This is a genomic window from Kangiella sp. HZ709 (assembly GCF_009674675.1).
GTDB lineage: Bacteria > Pseudomonadota > Gammaproteobacteria > Enterobacterales > Kangiellaceae > Kangiella.
Window position 1 is genome coordinate 1 of sequence record NZ_WKJC01000010.1, and the last position, 318, is coordinate 318.

The window sequence follows — 318 nt, forward strand, 5'->3', positions numbered from 1 at the left end:
GCTCGATTACCGGCTCTTCGGTTGCGGGTAACGACACCTTAGGCGGTGACGGCGGCGACTTAGCGACCGCGTTCAGCTTGGATACCGACGTGTCTAACGGCACCTTGACCTTCAATGCTGTCGGCAGTTACGACTACAGCCCGGATGCGAACTTCAACGGCACCGACAGCTTCACTTACATCATCACCGATGCTGATGGCGACACGGACATCGCGACCGTAACCATTACGGTGACGGCGGTGGATGACACGCCAACGGCGACCGCTGACAGCAATACTGTGGCAGAAGACGGCTCGATTACCGGCGCTTCGGTTGCGG

Annotated in this window: 1 protein-coding gene; it reads left to right on the forward strand. The window is 59.1% G+C overall.

Annotation, left to right across the window (positions count from 1 at the left end; all coding sequences use genetic code 11):
• The coding region (locus tag GJS41_RS11375; RefSeq protein ID WP_154247482.1) for an Ig-like domain-containing protein at positions 1 to 318 on the forward strand (318 nt) is incomplete at both ends.